The 23,154-nt window shown below is 37.9% G+C and carries 20 protein-coding genes; 17 read left to right on the top strand and 3 right to left on the bottom strand.

Annotation, left to right across the window (positions count from 1 at the left end; genetic code table 11):
* The first annotated feature begins 14 nt into the window (after positions 1 to 14).
* The 6 genes from PQ479_RS21825 to PQ479_RS17165 all read left to right on the top strand — a co-directional run bounded on the left by PQ479_RS21825 (position 15) and on the right by PQ479_RS17165 (position 5,762).
* A complete protein-coding gene (locus tag PQ479_RS21825) occupies positions 15 to 203 on the top strand; it encodes a hypothetical protein (protein ID WP_337957124.1) in 189 nt (62 codons plus the stop codon).
* Between the two features lie 159 nt (positions 204 to 362).
* Positions 363 to 1,607: a helix-turn-helix domain-containing protein gene (locus PQ479_RS17145; protein WP_047987260.1), complete on the top strand. Its 1,245-nt coding sequence runs from the start codon at positions 363 to 365 to the stop codon at positions 1,605 to 1,607.
* Between the two features lie 117 nt (positions 1,608 to 1,724).
* Positions 1,725 to 2,627: an ABC transporter ATP-binding protein gene (locus PQ479_RS17150; RefSeq protein WP_053070294.1), complete on the top strand. Its 903-nt coding sequence runs from the start codon at positions 1,725 to 1,727 to the stop codon at positions 2,625 to 2,627.
* Between the two features lie 67 nt (positions 2,628 to 2,694).
* Complete coding sequence (locus PQ479_RS17155; protein ID WP_047987261.1) at positions 2,695 to 3,441, top strand: ABC transporter permease; 747 nt, start codon at positions 2,695 to 2,697, stop codon at positions 3,439 to 3,441.
* 300 nt (positions 3,442 to 3,741) lie between these two features.
* Entirely contained in the window at positions 3,742 to 4,293 is a 552-nt protein-coding gene (locus PQ479_RS17160) for a GNAT family N-acetyltransferase (RefSeq protein WP_047987262.1), read from the top strand.
* Positions 4,293 to 5,762: a methyl-accepting chemotaxis protein gene (locus PQ479_RS17165; protein ID WP_047987263.1), complete on the top strand. Its 1,470-nt coding sequence runs from the start codon at positions 4,293 to 4,295 to the stop codon at positions 5,760 to 5,762. The genes PQ479_RS17160 and PQ479_RS17165 overlap by 1 nt, the downstream gene beginning before the upstream one ends.
* A gap of 546 nt (positions 5,763 to 6,308) precedes the next feature.
* On the opposite strand, the gene PQ479_RS17170 is transcribed toward PQ479_RS17165, so the two are convergent.
* Positions 6,309 to 6,764: an OsmC family protein gene (locus PQ479_RS17170; protein WP_047987264.1), complete on the bottom strand. Its 456-nt coding sequence runs from the start codon at positions 6,762 to 6,764 to the stop codon at positions 6,309 to 6,311.
* Positions 6,765 to 6,835: 71 nt separating this feature from the next.
* Positions 6,836 to 7,444 carry a TetR/AcrR family transcriptional regulator gene (locus PQ479_RS17175; RefSeq protein WP_047987265.1) on the bottom strand — a complete coding sequence of 203 codons (609 nt, stop codon included), beginning with the start codon at positions 7,442 to 7,444 and terminating at the stop codon, positions 6,836 to 6,838.
* Positions 7,445 to 7,869: 425 nt separating this feature from the next.
* Between PQ479_RS17175 and kynU the strand changes: the two genes are divergently transcribed.
* The 10 genes from kynU to araA all read left to right on the top strand — a co-directional run bounded on the left by kynU (position 7,870) and on the right by araA (position 21,141).
* Positions 7,870 to 9,159, top strand: coding sequence for a kynureninase (kynU, locus tag PQ479_RS17180; RefSeq protein WP_047987266.1), 1,290 nt, complete (start codon positions 7,870 to 7,872; stop codon positions 9,157 to 9,159).
* The gene (gene kynB / locus PQ479_RS17185) at positions 9,159 to 9,794 is read left to right on the top strand and encodes an arylformamidase (RefSeq protein WP_273717114.1); all 636 of its coding nucleotides are present in this window, start codon (positions 9,159 to 9,161) and stop codon (positions 9,792 to 9,794) included. Before kynU ends, kynB begins: the two co-directional genes overlap by 1 nt.
* Positions 9,795 to 10,510: 716 nt before the next feature.
* Entirely contained in the window at positions 10,511 to 11,368 is an 858-nt protein-coding gene (gene kynA / locus PQ479_RS17190; RefSeq protein WP_047987583.1) for a tryptophan 2,3-dioxygenase, read from the top strand.
* 63 nt (positions 11,369 to 11,431) lie between these two features.
* The gene (locus tag PQ479_RS17195) at positions 11,432 to 12,772 is read left to right on the top strand and encodes a sodium-dependent transporter (protein ID WP_047987268.1); all 1,341 of its coding nucleotides are present in this window, start codon (positions 11,432 to 11,434) and stop codon (positions 12,770 to 12,772) included.
* Positions 12,773 to 13,392: 620 nt separating this feature from the next.
* Positions 13,393 to 14,469, top strand: coding sequence for a multiple monosaccharide ABC transporter substrate-binding protein (gene chvE, locus PQ479_RS17200; protein ID WP_047987270.1), 1,077 nt, complete (start codon positions 13,393 to 13,395; stop codon positions 14,467 to 14,469).
* Between the two features lie 77 nt (positions 14,470 to 14,546).
* Positions 14,547 to 16,079, top strand: coding sequence for a multiple monosaccharide ABC transporter ATP-binding protein (gene mmsA, locus PQ479_RS17205; RefSeq protein ID WP_273717115.1), 1,533 nt, complete (start codon positions 14,547 to 14,549; stop codon positions 16,077 to 16,079).
* Between the two features lie 2 nt (positions 16,080 to 16,081).
* Positions 16,082 to 17,242, top strand: coding sequence for a multiple monosaccharide ABC transporter permease (mmsB, locus tag PQ479_RS17210; protein ID WP_047987271.1), 1,161 nt, complete (start codon positions 16,082 to 16,084; stop codon positions 17,240 to 17,242).
* Between the two features lie 13 nt (positions 17,243 to 17,255).
* A complete protein-coding gene (araD, locus tag PQ479_RS17215; protein WP_047987272.1) occupies positions 17,256 to 17,954 on the top strand; it encodes an L-ribulose-5-phosphate 4-epimerase in 699 nt (232 codons plus the stop codon).
* A 4-nt stretch (positions 17,955 to 17,958) separates the two neighbouring features.
* Positions 17,959 to 19,647 (top strand): ribulokinase, encoded by a 1,689-nt coding sequence (locus PQ479_RS17220; RefSeq protein WP_047987273.1) that lies wholly within the window; start codon positions 17,959 to 17,961, stop codon positions 19,645 to 19,647.
* A complete protein-coding gene (gene araA, locus PQ479_RS17225; protein WP_083991156.1) occupies positions 19,648 to 21,141 on the top strand; it encodes an L-arabinose isomerase in 1,494 nt (497 codons plus the stop codon). It begins immediately after the preceding gene.
* A gap of 162 nt (positions 21,142 to 21,303) precedes the next feature.
* Here the strand turns inward: araA and PQ479_RS17230 are convergent, their stop codons facing one another.
* Entirely contained in the window at positions 21,304 to 21,822 is a 519-nt protein-coding gene (locus PQ479_RS17230; RefSeq protein WP_047987274.1) for a GNAT family N-acetyltransferase, read from the bottom strand.
* 538 nt (positions 21,823 to 22,360) lie between these two features.
* Between PQ479_RS17230 and PQ479_RS17235 the strand changes: the two genes are divergently transcribed.
* A complete protein-coding gene (locus PQ479_RS17235; RefSeq protein ID WP_047987275.1) occupies positions 22,361 to 22,915 on the top strand; it encodes an NADPH-dependent FMN reductase in 555 nt (184 codons plus the stop codon).
* The last annotated feature ends 239 nt before the right edge of the window (positions 22,916 to 23,154 follow it).

Below are 23,154 nucleotides of genomic sequence, written 5' to 3' on the forward strand. Positions count from 1 at the left end.
AATTTATAGAAAAAATGGATGAAGCAGACGATGATAAGTATTCGTTAATTCCTGAAAAAGAAATCTATTATTATATAGGTGTATCAAAGGAAGATGCCAAAAAATTAATACAGGATCATGCGGATATTCCACATATAAAGATTAATGGGACGAATTATTTTCCGAAAGAAAAATTGCGTCAATGGTTAAAAGAAATTGGTTAAAATCATTGAAAAGATAACTTACTTAGGTTGATCTTTTATGCTTCTAAGGTCATTACTTCGTTGTTAGAGATAAAGCAATGACTCTAGGGTTAGTTTAATTTGAATAATAGGGCAATAAAAATACAAAGATATTCTATCTATCATTTTTTGGAGGGATATATGTTACGTACAGGTGAGAAAATAAGGCAGCTACGGATTTTTCATCAGATGACACAACAGGAGCTAGTTACAGATATTTGCTCAACTGCTTACCTAAGTAAAATCGAAAAGGGTACCGTGCAACCGTCTGAAAAAGTATTAATGAAATTAGCCGATCGATTTCAAGTTCCAACGGCATTCTTAGGAACTGTGAACCATCATGAGTTAGAAAAGCGTATACAGGCTGATGTATGCCGAATAAAGAAGAAAGAATTGCCCTCAAAAGATGAGGTGGCTTACTTAAGAGTTGTTTTATTAGAGTTCCTTTCTCCAGAAGTGACGGCAGATATTTTTTTATTATTGCTTCGATATTATACGTCCAAGCACTTACTACATGAAGCAGATGAATTATATGCAGTCGCTTATAATATGATTCAATTTGGAACCGAAAAAGACTATGAACTTTATTTGCGTTTAGGATTCTACTTTTACAGAAAGCAAGAATATACTCAGACGGACTATTATTATACGAAATGCCTCCAAGTAGTTGATGTAGAAGATAAAAAACAACTTGGTAAGTCTTATTATAATATGAGCATAATTAAGCAACGCGTGCTTCCAGATGTGGAGACAAGTATTCTCTATTCTCAAAAAGCGTTATCATTATTTGAAGAAATTGAGGATCACATAGAAATGGGACGTACCTTAATTACGTTAGCAGTTCAAAATATGATTAAGAAAGAATTCCAGGAAGCATTAAACTATTTAAAGCGTGCAAAGGAAGTATTAGGTGAAGAAACGGTTGGTAGCAATGGTGAGAATTATGGACAAATGATTCAATATAATCTTGCTAGAATTTATCAGGAACAGGGTAAACTTGATGAAGCACTTCACATTTATGAACAAGACTTACGCACGAATAAGACAGTCACACGAATTTATACGATTAAACATATGATTTTGATTTATATTGAAAAGAAACATTGGGATTTAGCCTATACATATTTAATACAAGCATTTGAATTAGCAGAAACATATAAGATGAATTATATCTTATCTGAATTACATAAGATTAAGGCAGATATTTTTTGGAAGAGAGGAGATGTTGAAAAGTTTGAAGGTGAATTAAAGAAAGGGCTAGACATTGCTTTAAAGTCAAAAAATAGAAAACTAGTTACTGAGATTGCCACTCGCTTAGGAGACTACTACGTAAGTATACGTTTCTATAAAAAGGCAGCCTATTATTATAAAAAAGCTCTTAGCTGAAACGATTAGTTAAAATCAGCTAAGAGTTTTTTGTTTAGTTGTGCTTTTTTATTGAAAAATTAACTACTTTTATTTAACTTTTGATTATCAGTACTATAGAGCTAGGGGTCAGAATAAGTGGAGGTGAACGTGTTGGAGGTTATTCAGCTAAAAGATGTAAGAAAAACATATGGAGAACTTATAGCGGTCGAACGTGTTTCCTTGTCGATTCGTAAGGGAGAGGTATTTGGAGTTCTCGGTCATAATGGAGCAGGGAAGACGACCTTGTTAGAAATGATGGAGGGTGTCCATCAGCCCGATCAAGGTGAGGTCAAGGTGATGGGAATGGATGCTCTGACCAGTCGGGCGTTTAAAGAAAAGATAGGGGTGCAATTGCAAGCAACAAGTCTTCATCATCATTTAAAGGTAAAAGAACTATTGCGATTGTTTGCCTCTTTTTATAAGGAAGCTTTACCAATTGAGGAGTTAGTGAAAGAGTTTGAATTAGCCCCCTTGCTAAACCAATATTTTAAACGGTTATCGGGTGGTCAAAAACAAAAGGTATCTCTTGCAATAGCCGTTATTCATAATCCAAACATTGTTTTTTTAGACGAGCCTAGCACGGGGCTTGATCCGGGTATTAGACATATTGTGTGGAAATATATTCAGAACTTTAAAAAACAAGGAAAGACCGTTGTCATAACAACTCATTATATGGAAGAGGCTGAAAGCTTATGTGACCGAGTGGCATTAATAGAAAAAGGTAAAGTATTAACGGTAGATACACCTAAAGAAATCATAAATGGTTTGAATATTCAGTCGAGGGTTATTTTTATTAGGCCTGAGAATTTAGATGTAGGGAAATTAACAGAAGTAAGTGGACTCACATTTAAACATACAGGTGACAGCATTGAAGTTAAAACCAATGATGTAGAAAAAGTGATCCAGCGGCTTTATCGGTGGTCCGAAGAACAGAATTGGCAGATTGAAGGTTTAAGAATTGAGCATGGTTCATTAAATGATTATTTTAAATCACATTAAAAGAGTTAACGTGGCTTTTAGATAAGCTTAATAACCGAACATTATGAAACGGGAAGGGAGTTTTAAGATGAATACCGTCTTTCAGTTAACACGTACTGAATTAATCGTATATTTTAGGGATTGGCAAGCTGCTTTTTGGACTTTTTTCTTTAACCTGATTATTTTGTTCGTTTTTGGTTGGGTATTTGGAAATGAACCAGGTGGTATGGGTGGTGAGTTTGGTTTTGTCGATATGTTTTTACCGGGGTTAATTGGTATATCTATCGTGGCGATTGCTGTTTTTACAATTGGTTCTAGTGTTGTTGAATATCGAGAGCGTGCTGTTTTGAAAAGGTATTTGGTTACTCCTGTAAAGCCTGAACAATTAATAAGTAGCTTTTTGTTACTAGGGTTCTTACTGCTACTTATGAATGCACTAATAAGTATTGTTGCAGCCATATTTATTTTCGGTGCACCGTTACCGGCGAATCCAACTGGAGTTGCTGTGGCCACCATGTTGTCTGCATTAGCTTTTTATTCAATTGCCTTTCTTTTGTTTAGTTTCGTTAAAACGGTTAAGGCAGCAGGTGCGATAGCCGCTATTATTCTAAACTTTTCGATGATCTTATCAGGTGCTTTTTTGCCGCTTGAAATTTTTCCGACATTTATTCAATACATAACCTATATAAATCCGTTGATGTATACGGTTGATGTCTTGCAAGGAATGTGGTTGACGGGTGATTCTTTCCGTGATCATTACCTTCATTTATCGGTGTTAACTACGATGTTTATGGTTGCTTCTTTTTTAGCTAGTCGTTTCTTTAGATGGGTGTAAATTAAGTAAACAAGGGTTAGTTTTATTTATTCAATCATATCCCATTAAACCAAAAAATTATGTCAATCTACCACGATGTCATTTATATACCTAAATTCTATGACTTTTTCGGGAAAGTCATAGAATATAGAAGAATTACATCAAATAGGACTATTGTATAATCTGATAGTCCTATTTATTATAATTATGACTAATAGAAAATGAGAATTGTAAGCATATGTGCTTATAGTTCTTTTTTTGTTGGTTTATGATAGCCCTAAAGTAATAGTTCAGAGGGTGGTAAGAGGGGAGAGTTTTTGTATGTATAAGCTAGTAGAGAATAAGGATATGTTAGATTTATTTCATCAAATTAAGGAAGTCTCTTGGCAAGGTAAGGGTTTTGAAATGGAATTAGGCAAACCTGGTTCTGATTTATATTTGATTTATACGGAAGATAAAATCCCTGGGGGAACATTTGAATTTACGCCTTATGAATGGAATACACGACCGTTTATTAGGGAATTGTTTGATACCGTTATTATGAAAGACATGAAAGTCGTAGAGATTGATAGCTTCTCTGTCTTGCCAGAATACCGAGGGAAGTTAGGGAGAAAGATATTATGTCTTCTGATAGAGTACGCTCAAACGAAGGGGTACACACATGCCATTGGTATCGCAGACCCGTCCGTTTTTCGTTCATTTCAAGAAACGTACCAAATTCCATGTCAGCAAGTAGCAGAGGAGATCTGGTATAAAGGTGATCATGTCATTCCGACTTTATTTCATTTAAAAGAGGTCTATCATAACCTTCATGATCCGAAATATGATTGGTTTACAAAGCCAACAGGACTAAGAGAAGAGGTATTAAAATAGTGGATATTGATTTATTAAAGCGTAGAAATAACTGGGTCGTTTCTGTATTTGCTGGAACGATAACGATCGTTCAATTACTAAATTTTATAATGGGAATCCCCATCTCATTTGTTTTAACGGTTTTAGGTATCCTTTATGGCGTATTAGCACCTTTTGCTTTATTATCAAACTTACCGAAGCTTGATCAAAGTATGGCACCACTCATGAAATATTTTAATTTAGTTGTGATTGGTATTTTTATGTTCGTTGTAATATGGTTAGACCCCCATATGATTAATATTATGAGTTTGTATTTTTTTGTAGCTGTCATGGGAATCTATCAAGATAAATTAGTAAATATATTAACATTAGTTACGGTATTATCGATTTTAATTTATTTCTTTTTTACCGCGGGAGACATCATTTTCCCACATATGGTTACGGCTGATTTATTTTATTATATATTAACGTTTTGTTTTGTTTCGGTATCTTGTTTTATGCAAGCTATTTTTAATAATAAAATACAAAAAGAAAATGAAATCCAAAAGCAAAATGCTTTAGAGGCAAAAGAGCATGTTGAGGATATGTTAAAACGAGTCAATGAATCGATTCAGTCACTTGGTCTTTATCAAGAGGAATTAAATAAAACGAGTGATGTTGCGAGTAAGCAGTCCTCTAATATTGTGGAATCGATTAGGAAGACGATTGATAATTTTGACGTACAGACTTCACAAAACCAGGAGATGTTAAGTGAAATGTCGACAACGAATAATCAAGTTGACGATATGACGCGCTCTGCAACAGATATGCATAATTATGTGGAATCTACAAAGGAAGCGAACACAGAAAGTCGAGAAAGACTAGATACATTAGAACATGATCTAGCTATTTTTAATGACAATATCCAAAATACGGTTATCTTTATGCAAGAGTTACATGCGGAAACTGAAAATATTGAAAAGATAATTGAGGCTATTTCTAACATTTCTGCTCAAACCAATTTATTAGCTTTAAATGCAACGATTGAGGCGGCTCGGGCAGGGGAATATGGAAAAGGATTTGCGGTCGTTGCGAATGAAGTTCGTAAGCTAGCAGAGTCATCGAAAGAATCATCGGAATCAATCGCTCAATTACTGATGTCAATTAGAGGTAAGATTTCTTTAGCTGCTGATACGATTTCAAAGTCACAAGATTCGATTGAAAAAAATAGAGATGGTATGGAAGAAGTACGAGCGATTTTTTCTAATGTTGATCATTACATGGAGAATTTCTCTGAACAGACGAATTATTTGCGTAGCTTTATTGAAAATGTACAAGCGATGATGCAAGAAGTGGAAGCGAAAGCTGAAGCTGGGGCAACGATGACGGATATAAATTCTACTAATTTACAAGAAGTACTTGAACTAGTTTCTAATCAAGATAAACAGATTACATCGTTGTCGAAGGGCTTTTCTAATATTGAAGATAGAATGCGAGAGTTGACGAGATAATTCATGGGGTTTGTATGAAAGTGTACGAAAAGCAATATGCGGAGTTCTACTCGTCGCTCCCGAAAATCATGCTCCGCGTCCTGCGGGGTGGCGCTGAGCTAATCGGCTACGCCGCTGGATCTCAGCTCTGCCACTACGTCCCGCGGGAGTCTCCGCATGTTTTCGTCCGCTGGGTTTCTGCTAATTCTCAAGTGCTCAAAACAATCTAACACCATTCATTTAAAATGAAAATGAACAAAAACTAATTGAATGAAGTTCCAACAGTCAAAGTGCCAAACCCAACTTTGATTTTTGTTGGTGTCGGAGCCGTTTTTGGGCTCCGACATGGGCGTTTTGTATGAAAGTGTACTTAGGGGCGATAGTTTGTGCCGTGAAGTTAGCTCGTCATCCATCTCTCGATAGATGACCTAAACAGGACAGTGCTCCCTGTTTGTGCGGCTGACTCCTGATGGTGATGGAGTTGTAATAAGTGCCAACTGTTTAAGCAGTTAGGCACTACTGTATTTATTATTGGTGGAAGAGTGAATGGGACACCGAAGCCTTGACTCACCGCTCTTGACTTCGGGTAACGGTTTCTAGGAGTTGTATTTCGACGTTCCCTTGTAAAGCACGGCTGATCATGCATGATTTTTCTGCTTTGGCTGCTAGCTTGTGAGCAAGATTAATATCTTTTTCTGTAGCCGTTTCTTTTAAGGTGATTATCGGTCGGTGGATGATTTTTTTGTAAGTGATCACACCGTTCGTTACATCGACAATTCCCTCTGCTGTCATGGTTAAGTTGTGTTTATCTAACTGGCTGCGTTGCATTATAGCTGCAAGTGTAATGATATAGCAGGTGGCAGCTGCACCGAGTAACATTTCGTCTGGATTCGTTCCTATTTCTGGACCATCCATTTCTTTAGGAATAGAGACTTGTGTTTGCAGGTTTTTCATACTGATTTCGCCTACGTCATTACGTAAGCCTGGCCAGGTTGCCTGTAAATGAAAGCTATGTTCGGCCAAAGTTTGTCTCCTTTCTGACAATCACTGAAGTACATATGTTTTTGGTGTTTATTTATTTCCAATGAGAATCCTTACTGATAAAGACCACCAGTGTACATATTCGTTAAATTCGAAATGATTTTCTCAAGCTCTATTTCATCCTCTTTTACACAATCCCACATGAACATTTCATTCGCATAAAACCATCCTCGCGCTAAAATCTCTGGTTGGAAAGAGGTTTTTGCTAGTTGTTCTTTTTGAGCATATTTAATGTCTAGACCGATTCTCTTAATAAAGCGTTCGCGAATAAGTGACCACCTTTCTTCGACTAAAGGTGAAGTGCCAATCGCTTCTTTGACAATCAACATCATTTCCTTCTCTTCAATCGCACACTCTAAAAATAGGCGAACTTGCTTAGATATTTGTTCGTGCGCATTCTCCGTGGTTTTTGGAGCAAAAGGTAAATCAGCAACTTCATAAAACTTAATGATAATCTCTTCCATGATTTCGATAAATAACACATCTTTATTTTTAAAATATACATAGGCTGTGCCATAACCGATATTTGCTTTTTTGATAATTTGAGAGATCGTTGCTTTTTGAAAACCATTTAGTAAAAAAATCTCCCTTCCAGCTTCAATTAATTTTCTCCTCGTTTCCCGTGCTTGTCGTTCTCTTGGAGTCAACTCAGTCTTGTTCACCTCAATTCACCTCACTTTTATATGAAAGTTGATACTCAAATGCGGAGCTCACCGCTACCGAAAATCATGCTCCGCAAAAATCGCGTAGCGCCGAACTCTTGCTTCGCTAGTGGACTTCGGCTCTGCAACTAGGTCCCATTGGAGTCTCCGCATGACTCGCCCGCTGGGTTACTACTAATTCTCAAGTTCTCAAAATAATCTAACACTATTCATTTAAAATGAAAATGAACAAAAACTAATTGAATGAAGTTCCACCAGTTAAAGTGTCAAACACCACTTTCATCTTTATTGGTGGTGGAGCTGGTTATTGCTTCACCATGGGCGTTTAATATGGAAGAATTTCATTGATATTATGTCATTGACATCATGTCAACTTCTATTATACAATCCAAATTAAGGAATGACTAGTTTTAGGAGGTAATTTTGTGAAAGAAAATGATAACGCTTTCTATGCATGTGAATATGCCGAGCGACGTGATGAGGAAGATCCATTAAAAAATTACCAGAAAGATTTTTATATGAAGCAAGGCACGATTTATTTAGATGGTAATTCGTTGGGTTTACTGTCAGTAAGGGCTGAGCGATCGCTGCTTGAACTTTTGGATTCATGGAAGCAGTTTGGAATTGACGGTTGGACACAAGGACATTATCCTTGGTTTTATTTATCTGAAGATTTAGGTAAGAAAATGGCTCCGTTAGTTGGTGGAAAAGAAAAAGAATTGATTGTGACGGGTTCAACTACAACGAATCTTCATCAGCTTGTAAGTGCTTTTTATGAGCCGCAGGGCCAAAGGACGAAAATTCTAGCAGATGAACTTAACTTTCCAAGTGATATTTATGCGTTAAAAAGTCAGTTGAAATTAAAAGGATATGAACCAGATAACCACCTCATTCAAGTAAAAAGCAGAGATGGTCAAACACTCCAAGAGAAGGATATTATAGCAGCCATGACTGAAGATGTTGCGTTAATTTTGTTACCGGCAGTACTTTATCGTAGTGGACAAATTTTGGATATGAAGCTCTTAACAGAGGAAGCACATAAACGTGGGATTGTAATTGGATTTGATTTATGTCATTCGATTGGGTCGATTCCTCACGAGCTTCATGATTGGGGCGTAGATTTTGCCTTTTGGTGTACATATAAGCACTTGAATGGTGGCCCAGGAAGTGTGGGTGCTTTATTTGTTCACGAGAAGCATTTTGGAAAGGAACCAGGTTTAGCTGGATGGTTTAGCTCCAAAAAAGAGAAGCAGTTTGATATGAAGCATGAGCTTGAGCATGCTGAAGATGCAGGAGCTTTTCAGATAGGAACTCCACATGTATTAAGTATCGCTCCTTTAATTGGTGCACTATCTTATTTTGAAGAAATCGGTATAGAGAAGATTAGAGAAAAATCTCTGCAACTTACGAATTATATGAAGGAGTTGCTAGAAGCTGAGCTTTCGGACTTTGATTTTGTTATTCAAAGCCCTAAGGAAGATGCTGTACGGGGAGGCCATTTATATTTAGAACACCCTGAAGCAGCAAGGATTTGTAAAGCATTAAAAGCTGAGAACATCATTCCGGATTTTCGAGCTCCACAAGGGATTCGTTTAGCACCTGTAGCTTTATATAATTCTTTCAAAGATGTTTGGAGAAGTGTACAAATCTTAAAGGATATAATGGTAGAAGAACGTTATAAAAAATATAAAAATGAACGCGATGTGGTTGCCTGATGAAAGGTAGAGAAAAAAGTTGGATAGATATATCACAGACTTTGCATACAGGCTTAGCACATTGGCCAGGTGATCGACCTTTTTCTTATCAAGTAACGTACTCGAAGGAGGAAACGGGTTCTGTTAACATTGGACAGATGGCGATGAGTCTACATTCAGGAACTCATGTTGATGCACCCTTTCATTATAAGAATGATGGAAATAAAATTCTTGATTTAGATATCAACGTATTTATTGGAAAGGCCAAAGTAATAGATGTCTCTGCTTATAAGGCGTTTGATGAAGCTGTCTTTAAAGCTTTCGATCTAGTAGGCGTGACCAGGCTTCTTTTAAAAACGTCTATTCCCAATAATCCTGACGTTTTTCCAAAGAATATTCCTTATATAACAGTGAGTGGGGCGGCCTATCTTTCTAATATCGGAATTAGGCTCATAGGCGTAGATGTTCCATCGGTTGACCCTCTTGATAGCAAGGAATTAGAGGGACACCATTCATTAGACAAGTTTGGCATCCATATCGTTGAAAATCTCATGCTTGACCAAGTAGAGCAAGGTGAGTATGAGTTCATCGGCTTACCATTACCACTTAAGGATGCAGACGGAAGTCCAATAAGAGCCGTCATACGACCGCTATAAAGCCGTATCCCCCAACGGCAAATCATGGGGGACTTGCTCCATTCACAAGCTGGATAACCAGCTAACATTAAGGCGTCAACTATCGCCACTAATCAATTTTCATAAAAACTTCTATGATGACTGCTGAAACAACTCATTACCAACAAATGAAATGGGGGCTGCCCTTAGCTTTTTGGATCTTCATTCACTATAATTTTTGTTCTGGTTCATTTAATGCATGCTGTAAGATTGATTCTGAACTTAAGAATTTAGTTTAACCCAGCGGAGCATAATTTCCGGTAGAGACGAGTAGTGCACCATGTTCGCACTAACTTTCATACAAAAAGCACATGGCGAAGCACGATTCACTTCGCCACCAACAAAAGTCAAAGTAGGGTTTTGTGCTTCGAATGGTGGCATTTCGTTTAATTTGCTTTAGTTTCTTTATTTGGTGGCATTTTGTTCAGTATGCATTGCTTCTTGGTTTGTTAGTTTTTATTACTTTTCATTCAATTGTTTTGTATAAGAAGTGTACGAACCACGAAGCCTGCACCAACCCGAGCGGAGGGAATGGGGAGGCCGACTCCTGCAGGAGGGAAGGGCCGGCTGAGATCCACTTGCGATAGCAAGTTAGCTCAGCGCCACCTGCGGAAAGCGTGCCCCCCATTCCCGTAGCGATCTTCGAAGAAGAGCACATGAGCTTTAGTAAACTTTCATACAAAAGGAGGCTTTTAATGATGAGTGACCACGAACAAACACATCAAAACAAAGCAGCAACGAATGAAAAGGGAATTCATACGGACTTTAAAAATAATATGACATATGGTGAGTACTTAAATCTGGATAAAATCTTATCAGGTCAAAATCGTTTATCTGACCACCATGATGAAATGCTTTTTATTGTTATACACCAAGTAAGTGAATTATGGATGAAACTCATTTTACACGAAACAACAGCAGCCATTGACTCCATTCAAAAAGGTGATTTGCAGACATCCTTTAAACAACTAGCACGAGTTTCAAAGATTCAATCACAGATTATTCAAGGGTGGGATGTCTTATCGACGTTAACACCTGCAGAATATATGGAATTCCGTGATTCACTCGGACAAGCATCAGGATTCCAATCCTATCAATACCGACTTATTGAATTTGCATTAGGTTACAAAACGAGCCATATTTTAAAAATCTACGAGAAGGATGAAGAGTTACATCAAATGCTTGTCAAAGCTTATGAAGCACCTAGCCTATATGACGTTTCAATTCAAGCCTTAGCAAAAGCGGGCCTTCCGATTAACCCTCAGCTATTAAATCGCGATTATACGAAAGCTTATGAGCCAGATGATTCTGTAAAAGATTCTTGGCTAGAAGTGTATCGTAATGTAGATAAATATTGGGATTTATACCAGCTCGGTGAAAAGCTCGTCGATATTGAGGATTGGTTACAGCAATGGCGTTTCCGTCATATGAAAACGGTTGAAAGAATTATCGGTTTCAAAGTAGGTACAGGGGGATCTTCTGGTGTCAATTATTTGAAACGTGTTCTCGATCAGCGTTTCTTCCCTGAGTTATGGGATTTAAGGACAGAGATTTAATGAATCTATCAATCTATTTCCTGACTCAACCCTCTCTTGAGTCAGGAGAATGTGAGGTGGACTATGGAGAATACGAGAGAGCAATGGTCTTCTAAGTTTGGCTTTATTTTAGCCACAGCAGGTGCAGCAATTGGTTTAGGAGCAATTTGGAAGTTCCCGTATGTTGCTGGAATGAATGGCGGCGGTGCTTTTTTAATTTTGTTTATCGTGTTTACAGTTTTTATTGGCCTTTCTATGCTAGTATCAGAATTTATCATAGGAAGAGGGGCGAAAAAAGAAGCGGTTTCAGCGTATAAAAAGCTTGCTCCAAATAGCTTTTGGGTACATGTTGGACGACTAGGTGTCGTTGGCTGTTTCTTATTACTGTCTTTTTATAGTGTTGTAGGCGGCTGGATTATGCTATATTCAGGGCTTGCAGTTACCGGAAATGTCATCTCGGCAGATGCGAATTATGGTCAGCTATTCGACCAGATTACAGCCTCGCCATGGATGGGTTTAGTAGGGTTAGCTCTCTTCTTAATTTTGAATGTCATTGTCCTATCCTTTGGTATTAAAAATGGAATTGAAAAAGCAAATAAGTATTTAATGCCTTTGCTTTTTATTTTCTTTATAATTCTTGTTGTTCGTGCATTAACTTTAGATGGAGCAATGGAAGGAGTTCGTTTCTTCTTATATCCAGACTTCTCTTTAATGACAAGTGAAGGAGTGCTTTATGCATTAGGACAATCTTTCTTCTCTTTAGCTGTTGGTTTTTCTTGTATGGTTACATATAGTTCTTATTTAAATCAAAAAGAAAGTATTCCGCAAGCCGCATCATCGGTTGCAGTGATGAATATTTTTGTATCTATTTTGGCAGGTTTGGCGATTTTTCCAGTTGTTTTTGCGTTTGGACTTGAACCGGCAGAGGGGCCAGGATTATTGTTTATCGTTCTTCCTTCCGCATTCTCACAAATGCCACTTGGGGAAGTATTTCTCGCCATCTTTTTACTGCTTTTTTTATTTGCAACGTTAACTTCTTCATTCAGTTTATTAGAAATCATTATTTCGGCTTTTACAGAAGATAAAAAACGTTCCCGAATAAAAGTTGCTTGGGTTTCTGGAATGATCGTCTTTTTTGCAGGAATTCCAGCTGCCTTATCATTTGGTATTCTTGAAAATGTAGAATTATTTGGGATGAATGTATTTGATTTAACGGATTATTTGGTCAGTAATATCATGCTTCCGCTTGGTAGTTTACTCATTGCTTTGTTTATTTCCTATAAAATGGATAAACAGCTTGTGAAGAGCCAATTCCGAGCAGGAAACTCTTTATCGTCAAATTGGTTAAATACGTGGATTTTCCTCATGAGATATATCGTTCCACTAACGATTATCATTGTGTTTGTAGGATTAATAATAGGTTAGTAGAATGAATTTAGTCAGTAAATGGATATGGTAACTTAGCGGACCTCTTTTTGGATGAAGGGACGGGAAGTAGGATTAGGACTGGTGAGAATAATCATTGCGTTGTGCCGAGTGCAAGAAAAGAAGTAGCAACACTAGCTCGCAAAAAGGTAGCTTATGTTGCAAGATAAGACAAAAAGTAACGCCAGAATAAAAGAATTCTGGCAGAACGATCATAGAAAGTCCGCTGATATTTTAGAGATAAAGTATCAGCGGGCTTTCTTCGATTGGAGTGAGTGGGTTATTTTATTTTCCTTTCAATTAAGGAGATATGAAAATACGAACGTACAAGTTTTGGGTTAATATCAACAGGATAAGTGAATAAGGAAGGAAATTAGGCTTTATAATCTGAGTTTAATCAGGCTAACGCAATTTTTATCAGAAAATTTGTTAAATAGTATTGATCGGTAAATGTAATTAGATATATAATAAAAACAGAATCTTGTACGTATAAGTTGAGACACCTGATGTATGAAGTAGAACATTCCGGAACAAAGACTTTAAGGAGGTAGATAGAGAGTTTACCTAATGTTGTAAGCGTATTCTTATATCATTATTAATTATAATTGGGGGAATGATTTATGAAAAACATATGGTATGTCATCCTGGTATTGAGCTTATTCGCTTTAGCAGCTTGTGGAAGTGATTCGACGGGAAGCGGTGAATCGAATGGTTATAAGGTTGGTCTTGCTATGCCAACACAATCATCAGAGCGTTGGGTTAAAGATGGCGAGAATATGGAAGCTGAATTTGAGGCGCTCGGTTATGAAGTGGACTTACAATATGCCGAGGATGTTGTTCAAACCCAGGTATCACAAATTGAAAACATGATCACACAAGGTGTGGACCTTCTTGTCATTGCTTCTATTGATGGTGAGGCACTAACGAGTGTATTAGAAATGGCAGAAGCATCTAATATACCTGTTGTAGCCTATGACCGATTAATTATGAACAGTGAACATGTTAGTTATTATGCCACTTTTGATAATTATGAGGTTGGTGTTTTACAAGGTCAATATATTGAGGAAAGCTTAGGTTTGGCTGATGGTGAAGGGCCATTTAATATGGAGCTTTTTGGCGGATCGCCTGACGATAATAATGCTTATTTCTTCTGGGATGGGGCTATGTCGATTTTACAACCTTATATTGATGAAGGACAATTAGTAGTTCGAAGTGGTCAAACGAATTTTGAACAAGGTGCAACTTTAAGATGGGACGGGGCATTAGCACAGGAAAGAATGGATAATTTATTAAGTGCCCATTATGCCAGTGAGGATATTGATGTCGTGTATTCACCATTTGACGGTATTAGTCGTGGTATTATTTCATCCTTAAGTTCTGTCGGTTATGGGACAGATAGTAAGCCGATGCCGGTTATCACGGGACAGGATGCTGAATTGTCATCTGTGAAATATATCATTTCTGGTGAACAAACGCAGACGATTTTTAAAGATACAAGAGAGCTAGCCAAACAGGCGGTAAATATGGCTGATGCTATTTTGCAAGATGGAGAAGCAGAAATTAATGATACGGAAACGTATGACAACGGAGCGAAAGTAGTCCCTTCTTATTTATTAGAACCGATTTCCGTTGATGTTAATAATTATGAAGAGGTTCTGGTTGAAAGCGGTTACTATACAGAGGATGATCTTCAGTAAGTGATAAATGAGAGATGGCTTAGTTGACGTTCTAAGCCATCTTCCTTCCTTTTTAAAGATGGAAAGGTGTGAGTAGGTTGGAAAAAATCATACTAGAGATGAAACATATCAATAAAAGCTTTCCCGGTGTAAAAGCGTTAGATGATGTAAATTTTCAAGTGATGGATGGAGAAATTCATGCATTAATTGGAGAAAATGGTGCAGGAAAATCAACATTAATGAAAGTTCTTAGTGGTGTCCATCCTTATGGGAGTTATGACGGCGATATTGTTTATCAGAATGAGTTATGTCAGTTCAAGGATATAAATGATAGTGAAAAACAAGGCATTGTCATCATTCATCAAGAGCTCGCGTTAATTCCTGAGCTTTCAATTGCCGAGAATATTTTCCTAGGAAATGAACAAGCGAAAAAGGGAATTATTAATTGGCGTGACACGATTTTAAAAACAAAAGAATTATTAGCGAAAGTGAACTTGCGTGTTGATCCTGAAGAAAAGATAAAAAATATCGGAGTAGGACAACAGCAATTGGTAGAGATTGCGAAAGCCTTGTCTAAGGAAGTGAAGCTACTTATTTTAGATGAGCCGACCTCCTCTTTAAATGAAGAAGATAGTGAGAATCTATTAAACTTGTTGAGGGAGTTTCAAAAGCAAGGAATTACCTCTGTCTTAATCTCACATAAGCTAAAAGAATTGTTAAGTATTGCTGATCGTTTAACGATTTTGCGTGATGGTCAAACGGTGCATACATTATCCGTTCAAGAAGACAAAGTGACGGAGCCCGTCATTATAAAAGGGATGGTAGGAAGGGATTTAAGCCAATTATTCCCCGAACGAAAGGCAGAAATTGGCGATGTATATTTTGAAGTGAAGAACTGGCAGGTCGACCACCCCATTACGGCTTCCAAAAAATTAATTAGTGATTTGAACCTCCATGTAAAAAAGGGGGAGGTTGTAGGTTTAGCAGGCTTAATGGGAGCAGGAAGAACAGAATTTGCGATGAGTTTATTCGGTCGAACTTACGGAAAGAACATTTCTGGTGAGGTTTTTAAAGATGGTCAATCAATTCGTGTAAAAACTGTCGATAAGGCCATTGAAAACGGTATCGCTTATGTATCTGAGAATAGAAAGGAATATGGCTTGATTTTAGAAGAAAGTGTTCGTCGAAATTTAACGTTGGCTAATTTAACATCGATTTCACAAGCAAAAGTACTAAATCTGCATGATGAAGTGAAAAAGGCTGAAGAGTTAAAGGAAAGAATGAATGTAAAAACTCCTTCTATTGAACAAAAGGTTGGTAATTTAAGTGGGGGAAATCAGCAGAAGGTTGTATTAGGTAAATGGATACATACTGAGCCCGATGTCCTCATTTTAGATGAACCAACAAGAGGAATTGATGTTGGAGCTAAATTCGAAATATACAAAATTATAAATGAATTGGCGGAGAAGGGTAAAAGTATCCTATTTATCTCTTCAGAGTTACCTGAATTACTAGGGATGTGTGACAGAATTTACACCTTGAACAGAGGCCAGATAACAGGTGAAGTTCCGATTGAAGAAGCGAACCAGGAAACATTGATGACTTATATGACGGAATTAGGGAGGGCTTAAAGATGGAAGCCTTAAAGATTTTGATCGTAAACAATATGCGGAAATTTGGAATGATTGTAGCTTTAATTGGTATTGTATTATTCTTCCAAATTATCACAGGTGGAACGATGCTTACACCATTAAATATCACTAATATTATTATGCAAAACAGTTATATTATCGTGTTGGCTATTGGAATGATGATTATTATTATCACGGGTGAAATTGATCTTTCTGTTGGATCAGTAGCTGCGTTTACAGGAGCGATTGCCGGGGTTCTTTTAGCAACTTGGGATTTACCAGTGGCCGTTGGGATTATACTTTGCTTACTTTTAGGAGCATTAATTGGTGCCTGGCAAGGTTTCTGGGTTGCTTATATGGCGATCCCTTCTTTTATTGTAACTTTAGCAGGTATGCTTTTATTTAGAGGTTTGACACTGGTTGTGTTAGGTGGAAGAACAATTGCCCCTTTTCCAACCGAGTTCCGAACGATAAGCTCCGCCTTCTTACCGGATATTTTTGCTGGCGGAGAATTAAAGCTACTTACGATATTAATTGGTATTGTCGCTTCAGTAATCTATATCATGTATGAACTGCGACAAAGGAAGATTTCTAAATTCTATCAATTTCAAACATCATCATATGGTTTGTTTTTAACGAAACTAGCAATATTAGTTTTGATCATTAATAGTTTCACGTATGTACTAGCTCTATATCAAGGTCTACCAATTGTCTTGTTAATTCTTATTGCTTTAATTATTAGCTATACATTTGTGATGAATAAAACGATTATCGGTCGCCATATTTATGCGGTTGGCGGCAATGTGAAGGCAGCGGAATTATCAGGGGTACGTACGAAAAAAATGAAGTTTCTAGCTTTTGTGAACATGGGTGTACTTGCCGCTCTTGCAGGTCTTATTTTTACAGCCCGATTAAATGCAGCCACGCCACAAGCTGGTACTTTATTTGAATTAGATGCTATTGCAGCCGCTGTTATTGGAGGTGCGTCTTTTTCAGGGGGCGTAGGGACAATTGTAGGTGCAGTCATTGGTGCACTTGTTATGGGTGTCTTAAACAATGGTATGTCGTTAATGGGAATAGGAACGGATTGGCAGCAAGCAATTAAAGGACTTGTGTTACTCGGGGCCGTTGCCTTTGATGTTTTAAGTAAAAATAAATCATAAAGGAGTGAGTGCTTTGCTTGAGCCGTTAAAGGAAGCTGTATTAAAAGCAAATCAAGCCTTGCCTAAGTATCAACTCGTTACTTTTACTTGGGGCAATGTAAGTGGAATTGACCGGGAGCAAGGGTTAGTTGTCATTAAACCGAGTGGTGTTTCATATGAGGGGTTAACGATTGATGATTTGGTCGTTGTTGATTTAGATGGTCATGTCGTTGAAGGTGAATTACATCCATCGTCCGATACTCCAACACACCTGCATTTATATCGGAATTTTCTTGATATTGGTGGAGTTGTTCATACCCACTCTAATTATGCAACAAGCTGGTCACAGGCAGGTAAAAGTCTAGAAGCACTAGGTACGACACATGCTGATTATTTTTATGGAACGATTCCTTGCACGAGAAAAATGAAAGAAGAAGAGATCGTCGAAAACTATGAAGAGAATACGGGCAAAGTGATTGTAGAAACATTTAAAGAGCAGGATATGGATCCACAAGTAATGCCCGGAGTTTTCGTTCATAGTCATGCACCATTTACGTGGGGAAAGGATCCGCTAACAGCCTTACACAATGCAGTTGTTTTAGAAGAGATAGCGAAAATGGGGCTACAAACCTATTCGTTAAATCCGTCCGTAGAAGTTATGGATCAATGCTTGTTAGATAAGCATTTTTTAAGAAAACATGGTAAATTCGCCTATTATGGCCAAAAGAGGTGAGGAAATGAAAAATCGATACACACTAGGTATTGATTACGGTACAGAATCAGGTCGTGCCGTTCTCGTATCAATCGAAAATGGGGAAGAGATTGCTGAACACGTGACACCGTATTTGCATGGCGTATTAGATCAAACGTTACCTGATTCGAATATAAAGCTTGGGTATGAGTGGGCCTTACAGCATCCTGATGATTATTTAGAAGTCATTCGGACATCGATTCCAGCTGTATTAGCAAAAGCGAATGTTGCCCCAAATGATGTTATTGGGTTAGGAATCGATTTTACGGCTTGTACGATGTTACCAATCGATAAAGAATTACAGCCTTTATGTTTTAAACAAAGCTTGAAAGATGAGCCACATAGCTGGGTCAAACTTTGGAAACACCATGCTGCCCAAAGCTATGCTGATGAAATTAATCGGATCGCTAAGGAGAGGAATGAGCCATTTCTAGAGCGTTACGGTGGGAAGCTCTCTTCGGAATGGATGTTAGCTAAAATTTGGCAAATCTTAGATGAAGCTCCACATATTTATGAGCAAACTGATCAATTTGTAGAGGCGACAGATTGGGTCGTTTCACAGCTAACTGGAACTTTAAAACGTAATAGCTGTACAGCTGGGTATAAAGCGGTATGGCACAAGCAGAATGGTTATCCTGAATCGGATTTCTTCCAATCATTAGACCCACGATTAGAAAGTTTGACGTCAACGAAGCTTCGTGGCGAAATTGTCCCACTAGGAACGCGAGCAGGGGAGTTAACAGCCTATTATGCGGAGCTTACTGGATTACCTGTTGGCTTACCTATTGCCGTGGGAAATGTAGATGCACATGCTGCGGTTCCAGCAGTAGGAGTTATAGATGAAGGCAAGCTCGTGATGGCAATGGGTACGTCGATTTGCCACATGCTTTTAGGTAAGGACGAAGTGATGGTAGAGGGAATGTGTGGTGTTGTGGAAGACGGAATAATCCCTGGCTATTTTGGATATGAGGCTGGACAGTCTGCTGTTGGAGATATTTTTGCTTGGTTTGTGAAAAATAACATCCCAAAATCACTAGATGATGAGGCTTTTCATGAAGGAATAGACATCCATTCATTACTAGAAAGAAAGGCAAATCAGTTAAAAGTAGGAGAAAGTGGATTACTCGCTTTAGACTGGTGGAATGGTAATCGCTCAGTATTAGTTGATACTAGCTTAAGCGGGCTCTTAATAGGCTACTCCCTCGCGACAAAACCGGAAGAGGTTTACCGGGCCTTACTTGAGTCAACGGCATTTGGAACACGAGTAATTGTTGATGCCTTTGATGATGCAGGTGTGCAAGTATTAGAGCTGTATGCTTGTGGGGGGCTGCCAAAAAAGAACCCGTTACTCATGCAAATTTATGCAGATGTAACGAATCGAATCATCAAAGTAGCAGATTCTGAGCAAACACCTGCTCTAGGAGCGGCCATGTTTGCAGCTGTTGCGGCCGGTGCTGCTTATGGTGGGTATGACAATATTATAGAAGCCGCCAAAAAAATGGGTAGAGTGAAACAGGAATTTTATAAACCGATACCAGAGAATGTAAGAGTATACGAAGCTCTTTATCAAGAGTATAAGCAATTACATGATTATTTTGGTAGAGGGGAAAATCCGGTCATGAAAAAGCTGAAGAGCTTACGAACGTTTGAAAATAAAGAGCTAGGGGTGACATAATTGGTCGTTAAAAAAGAGAAAATTCATTTTTGGTTTGTAGCAGGCAGTCAACATTTATATGGTTCAGAGGCACTTCAAGAGGTGAGTGATCACGCCCAAGAAATAGTCCAACACTTAAATAGCTCAACGAATGCTTGTGAGATTGTATTAAAAGAAACACTGACAACTAGTCATGATATTTTACAATTTTTTAAAGATGCGAATGCGGATCCACAATGTGCGGGTATTATTACGTGGATGCACACCTTCTCACCTGCCAAAATGTGGATTGCTGGTTTGAATGAATTAAGAAAACCTCTTCTTCACCTGCATACACAATATAATCGAGATATACCTTGGCAAGACATTGATATGGATTTTATGAATTTGAATCAATCTGCACATGGCGATCGAGAATATGGATTTATTACAGCTCGTATGAATATCAACCGAAAAGTGATTGTTGGGCATTGGCAAAACGCAGAGACAGTCAACCGATTACAAGACTGGTTGACAACAGCGGTCGCTTATAATGAAAGTAAAACGATAAAGGTAGCTAGATTTGGCGATAATATGCGTAATGTTGCCGTGACAGAGGGCGATAAGATCGAAGCCCAAATTCGATTAGGCTGGACAATAGATGGGTATGGCATTGGTGATTTAGTAAAATATATAAACCAATTTAGCGATTCTGAGGTCGACGCATTGTATAAGGAGTACGCAGAGACGTATATAATTGGAACTCACTTTAGTGATGACCCACATGTTAAAAATTCGATTTTAGAACAAGCGCGAATTGAATTAGGGCTCAAAACCTTTTTAGATGAGAATGGTTACACGGCCTTTACAACAACCTTCGAAGATTTATATGGAATGAAGCAGCTTCCAGGGCTAGCTGTACAACGTTTAATGGAACAAGGTTATGGATTTGCTGGTGAAGGTGATTGGAAAACGGCCGCGTTAGTACGAATGATCAAGCAAATGACCAATAATCAAGAAACGAGTTTTATGGAGGATTATACGTATCATTTCAACCCACAAAATGAATTAGTGCTAGGCTCTCACATGTTGGAGGTTTGTCCAACAATAGCAAATGAACAGCCTAGAATTGAGGTTCATCCATTATCCATCGGTAATAAGGAGGATCCGGCTAGGCTTGTATTTAATGGTAAGGGTGGCCCTGCTATTAATGCTAGCTTAATTGATTTAGGCCATAGGTTTCGACTTATTTTAAATGAGGTTGAGGCGATCGCACCGACTTCTCAAGAAGAGACGCCTAAGCTCCCTGTTGCCAAGGTACTTTGGAGCCCGAAACCTTCATTAAGTGAGGCTACAGAGGCATGGATTTATGCTGGTGGTGCTCATCATACTGTACTGAGCTTTAAAGCAACTAAGGAGCAACTTACAGATTGGGCAGAATTAAATGGGATAGAATGTGTAACCATTGATAAGCATACGGATATTACCCAATTCCGAAAAGAATTAAAGTGGAATGAAGCGGTCTGGGGTAAATAATTGAACGTGTGAAGCGGAAAAAGCATGTCAAAACGGCATGCTCTTTTCCATTGTTGCTAACCACATAGAACACCATTTTCATCAGGTTCTGGCTATATGTATGACGATGATGGTATGAGTTTTTCTGCTACGTCTATACATTTTGACAAACGGTCTGTTTACTTATTCGTTCTTGTAAACGTGTTGAAATACCCAGCCTTTAAATTCTAAGTAACTTGCAAATGATAATGGTTGTGGATAAGCCATCAGAACAAGTGGAACTGGATCATATCCTTTAGCCAACGCGGGTTGAATATAACCCCACTTACTTAGAGAAAATCCATTTCTTTCATAAAACTTTGCTCTTCTTTTCTCTAAATCACCGTTTGTAGGAGGTTCTATCTCAATGATGACGCTTTGTTTGGATTGTTGAAGGAAGGCTTGAAGTAGCTTCGTACCTAGACCGCCATTTCGAAAGCTGGCTTGTACAGCAAAATGTTCTAAAAATATAAATTCCTGACTCTGCCAAGTCGCAAAAAAAGCTACCAGCTCATCGTGTTCTTCATACATATAAATTTGGTAAAACGGATTGTCTAGTAATGCTCGCTGGTGGTGATAAGGTCTATATTCATCAGGAGGAAAAGAGTCTTGCATTAATTGATAAAAAGCATCGAATTTGTTTCCTTTTAATTTTATTAACATGGGTAACTCCTTTATTCTTTCGTCTTATGTTGTTATATCAAACTTATGTAAGTTTGTATAATATGTAGTTGAATTAGTTATCGGGTAGTATAATTCTTTTATATGAAGTTACTTTGGGGCAATGGGTTGTGCCTTGAAGTTAGCTCGTCAGCCATTTTACGATAAATGACTTTAGCAGGACAGTGCGCCCTTTTTGATCAGGCCGATTCCTGATGGTGATCGAGTTGTAAACGGTCCATTAAAAAGTCGCCATTACTTTCATCTTTGTTGGTGGCGGAGTGGTTTTTTCCATGTGTGTTTTTAATGGAAACTAAATTTTGTTACAATGTTCTAGAGTGCGGTATACTTTCAATAGTATCATTATATATACTTAGGCTCTTTTAGGTTTCTACTTTTCTAATTTGGATAAATGAGGTATGATGTCTTTAACATACTGATAAAAAGTTTGTAACTTACTTAAAGTCAGTCATGGTGTTATTTTTTTTGGTTCATTGAAAGTAAATAAAACAAATAGTAAAAGGATAGGGAGGAATTTTTGATGGCAACTGATAAATTAAAAATTGGTATCATCTTAGGGAGTACAAGACAAGGTAGATTAAGTCCACAGGTGGGTGAATGGGTAAAGGGTTATGGTGATAATCGCGATGATGCTGATTATGAAATTGTTGATATCGCTGAGTATAACTTACCGTTTTTAGGTACAACAGACGGAACAGAGCCAGGAATCACAGCATGGAATGAAAAGCTTGCAAGTTTGGATGGTTTTGTATTTATCGTTCAAGAGTATAACCACAGTATTACAGGAGCACTTAAGAATGCAATTGATTTCGCTCGTGATTCATGGGCTAATAAAGCAGCAGGAATCGTAAGTTACGGTTCTACTGGCGGAGCAAGAGCGGCTGAACATTTACGTGGTATTTTAGGAGAGCTTCAAATTGCTGATGTGCGCACGCATCCAACACTTTCGCTATTCTTAGATTTTGAAAACTATGCTGAATTTAAGCCACAACCTATTCATGACGATAATATGAAAATGATGCTTGACCAAGTTAGTGCTTGGAGTGGAGCACTAAAGCCTTTAAGACAAGGTTAATAAGTAAATGACGATGACGAGGACAACAGTGGTGCTAAACTGTTGTCTTCGTTTTTTCCAATTATTCAAGGGAAGTAGGTTGTAACGGAAGGATACGAGCTAAACATATCAGTTACTCGAAGGGAGCGTGTGAGTAACAGCACGAAAAAGGCTAAACATGTCAATTATCTGTCAGTTGGCTCTTTAAATGGTGAAACTTTATTCATTTTAATTTTGTTCTTTTTTATTTTGAAAAGATG

The sequence above is a fragment of the Alkalihalobacillus pseudalcaliphilus genome (assembly GCF_028610675.1).
GTDB classification, from domain to species: Bacteria; Bacillota; Bacilli; order Bacillales; family Bacillaceae_D; genus Alkalihalobacillus; species Alkalihalobacillus pseudalcaliphilus.